Origin of the sequence: Mesorhizobium sp. dw_380 (assembly GCF_018588885.1) — a bacterium.
Lineage (GTDB): Bacteria > Pseudomonadota > Alphaproteobacteria > Rhizobiales > Rhizobiaceae > Mesorhizobium.
Window position 1 is genome coordinate 1 of record NZ_JAFFIW010000091.1, and the last position, 3,072, is coordinate 3,072.

General features: G+C 58.2%; 5 protein-coding genes and 1 pseudogene. 4 read left to right on the forward strand and 2 right to left on the reverse strand.

The features are described from left to right. Positions 1-192, reverse strand: a 192-nt coding sequence (locus JT360_RS32850; RefSeq protein ID WP_214477545.1) for a co-chaperone GroES, incomplete at its 3' end; no start/stop codon positions are given. A gap of 380 nt (positions 193-572) precedes the next feature. Here JT360_RS32850 and JT360_RS32855 point away from each other — a divergent pair. From JT360_RS32855 to JT360_RS32865, 3 genes are all read left to right on the forward strand, one after another. After that, positions 573-890 (forward strand): hypothetical protein, encoded by a 318-nt coding sequence (locus JT360_RS32855; protein WP_214477555.1) that lies wholly within the window; start codon positions 573-575, stop codon positions 888-890. Between the two features lie 143 nt (positions 891-1,033). Then, complete coding sequence (locus JT360_RS32860; protein ID WP_214477547.1) at positions 1,034-1,270, forward strand: hypothetical protein; 237 nt, start codon at positions 1,034-1,036, stop codon at positions 1,268-1,270. Then, positions 1,267-1,587 carry a hypothetical protein gene (locus JT360_RS32865; RefSeq protein ID WP_214477550.1) on the forward strand — a complete coding sequence of 107 codons (321 nt, stop codon included), beginning with the start codon at positions 1,267-1,269 and terminating at the stop codon, positions 1,585-1,587. The genes JT360_RS32860 and JT360_RS32865 overlap by 4 nt, the downstream gene beginning before the upstream one ends. A 174-nt stretch (positions 1,588-1,761) precedes the next feature. On the opposite strand, the gene JT360_RS32870 is transcribed toward JT360_RS32865, so the two are convergent. Continuing rightward, positions 1,762-2,187, reverse strand: a complete 426-nt coding sequence (locus JT360_RS32870; RefSeq protein ID WP_214477552.1) for a hypothetical protein — start codon at positions 2,185-2,187, stop codon at positions 1,762-1,764. A gap of 92 nt (positions 2,188-2,279) precedes the next feature. Between JT360_RS32870 and JT360_RS32875 the strand changes: the two are divergent. Further along, positions 2,280-3,046 (forward strand): annotated as a pseudogene (locus JT360_RS32875) (IS5 family transposase). Positions 3,047-3,072 lie beyond the last annotated feature (26 nt).

The following is a 3,072-nucleotide window of genomic DNA, read 5'->3' on the forward strand; positions in this document are numbered from 1 at the left end:
CAAGTCGCCGGCTTTGACGTCGAGCGGAACAAGCGCGCCGTTTTCGTCGCGTGCACCGGGGCCGACGGCAATGACTTCACCTTCTTGCGGCTTTTCCTTGGCATTGTCGGGAATGATGATGCCGCCCTTGGATCTGACATCGCCTTCGGCGCGCCGTATGACGACGCGGTCGTGGAGTGGCCGGAATTTCATGGGAGCTTCTTTCTGGGGCCGGCATCGGCGGCCGCTGGTGTTATATAGGCACGTCGGCACTCGATAGATAGGAGTGCCAGAATTAATTCCCATGGAATGTCCAAGAAAAATTGAAATAATTAATTCGAGAGGTTTAAAAAGCGTTCGCAGTGGAGGAAAACTTTCATCGGGTAGTAATTTCCGTACGCGAATTTGTTATTCAACAAACTCAAATAAAATTGCGCTCAACCGTGTTTTGACCTCAATTGAGGCCCATATCCAAGGCTCGTTGATTTGATCGATCTGGCTCTGTGTGAAAACCCGAGCGGTGCCACCCAGCAGATGGTGCCAATCGAACCGGCATCCCTTCAAGCCGCGCTGGAGCTGGACCAGAGACAATGATGAGAACCACAACCTTGATGCAACGCGGCGCACGCCCGGTCCGCTGCGAAGCCGCAACGCATTTCTTTGCCGTCGGACAGGCTGTCCGACTGAAGAGCGGCTTCGGAACGTTTCCAAAGAACGCGGAAATCTACCGCGTTACAGCAACGCTCCCGCCGAGCGGAGATTCGCCGCAGTACCGCATCCGCAGCGACATCGAACTTCATGAACGGGTGGCGACGCAGGACAGTCTCGAAGCGGTCGACATGTCGCCGGGTGACAGCATAACGCTGAGCGAAAGGATATTCGAACATGTCAAAAGGACAGAAACGCTCTAGCCGGGAGATCAGGAAGCCGAAGCAGGAAAAGGCCCCGCCCAAGCCTGAGAGCGTATTCGGCGCCCAGGCCAGACTTGCCGCCAATATCAGGGCCCCGCGCGTCAAGGGCAAGAAGTGACGTGGCGTCACGGGCAGGGATGACGATGAAGATCGTGATAGAATTCTATCGCACCCGAACCTCGGACGAAGCGCATGCCGTGATCGGGCGCGAGACGGCGCAAGCGGCCAACCTTGACCATGCGATCGAGCTCGCCAGGCTTTTGGCAAAAACCCTGAACATGCCGCAGCGGCCGGACGCCATGACGATCATCGACGCGAATGGCGCGACGCTCTATTCCGGCGCCACGGAAGCGATCAATGAGGAAAAGCCAACACCATGAATGCCTATAGCAACGAAACTGATCGGCAGCGCAACGCCGCCGGGCTTGCGGTCTGGGACAATGAGGGTGGGGCATCGGGACGCGACTTCGCGGACCGTCAATATGGCCGCCGCGTCGAAGCGGATCGGACTTGGACCGTCTGTAATGTCTTCAGCGGAATTCCGGCGCTGATCGACGGTGGCGCCATGACTGGCCTCAGCCGGTCGGATGCGACGCGCAGCATGTTGTCCCTCAACCAGCGCAATGCCGAGCGCCGGAGGCTGCGGGTTGCGGCGCCGCCAATTGTCCCACACGAGGCAGTGGTGGGCCAATCATGACCCTCTCCCCCATCTCCAGCCGCAGCTTCAATGAAGCGCGCGCCGCCGTCTATTTCGCCGGCCGTCACGGCACGTTCAAGGTGTGCTTCTGACGCCTCTCTGGCTAGGACGTAAACTCATAAACGCGGAATTATGGGGATAGAAAAGCGGTCCTTTCAAAAGTGGCCGGTTGGGTCACGGTTTTGAAGCGTAAACTAGACCGAGGAGGCTCTTTCCGAACCGTTCATCCAATAGCCGACCCCAATCCGCGATAAGCCGCTCCTCTGGTGTGACTGCGCGTCTATATTCTACCAACCTCGATATGCCGCCGTCTTCCGTCTCAACATCTGCATGGGTCATTTTCGGAGTTCCGTCAGAAAAGCGTAGATACATGTACGCAAAAACAATCAGGTGCCGCTTTCCCAATGACGCAACACGCTCGTCAATTGTCTTGACCGCAGACTGCACTGCATTGAAATCAGCAATCCTTACCGCTCGCTCAAGCCGAACGAAGTCCAGAAAAACCCGCTGATTCGTGATCGTAATAAGCCCGTCGGGGGTCTTATCGACACCATGGGAAATCAGTTTCTGCTTGACGAATCCATAGATCGAACCGGGCATTCACAGCGTTTACAATGTGAACTACTGCGTCCGCTAGGAGTCTTTTCGACTGGCGGCTTTCTTATTGCTGCGAAATCTGATTCAGGCTTCACATGAGCCGATATGACCTGACCGACTTCGAATGGGGCGTGATCGAGCCGCTGTTGCCCAACAAGCCGCGAGGGGTGCCGCGCGTGGATGACCGGCGGGTGCTGAACCGCATCTTCTGGGTGCTGCGATCCGGAGCGCCGTGGCGCGACCTACCCGAGCGCTACGGCCCACGAACCACCTGCTACAACCGCTTCGTGCGATGGCGGAAGGCGGGCGTGTGGGACCGGCTGATGGATGCCATCGCCGCCGCGCACGACGGTGACATCCAGATGATCGACAGCACCTCTGTTCGCGCCCACCAGCAGGCCGCGACGGCAAAAAAGGGGGGCCAGATCACTGTCTCGGTCGATCGCGCGGCGGGCTCACGACGAAAATCCACGTCGTTGTCGATGCGCAAGGGCTCCCCATCCGGTTCGGCCTGACAGCCGGACAGGCGCATGACAGTCAGATCACAGATCAACTGCTGAACCACCTCAGCCCGCGCACCATCGTGCTGGCCGACAAGGCCTACGATGCGGATCGCATCCGCTCCTTGATCGAGGAGCAAGGTGCAACACCCAACATCCCGCCTAAAAGCAATCGGCGCTGGAAGCCGTGCTTCAGCAAACGGCTCTACCGCGAGCGCAATCTGATTGAGCGCTTCTTCTCCAAGCTGAAGCACTTCCGCCGCATCGCCACCCGCTACGACAAGCTCGCCGCCAACTTCCTCGCTATGGTCCAGCTCGCCTCATTGCGCCTGTGGCTGCGCGCTTATGAGTCTACGGCCTAGTCCGTTCCAAACCGGAATGTCAGCTT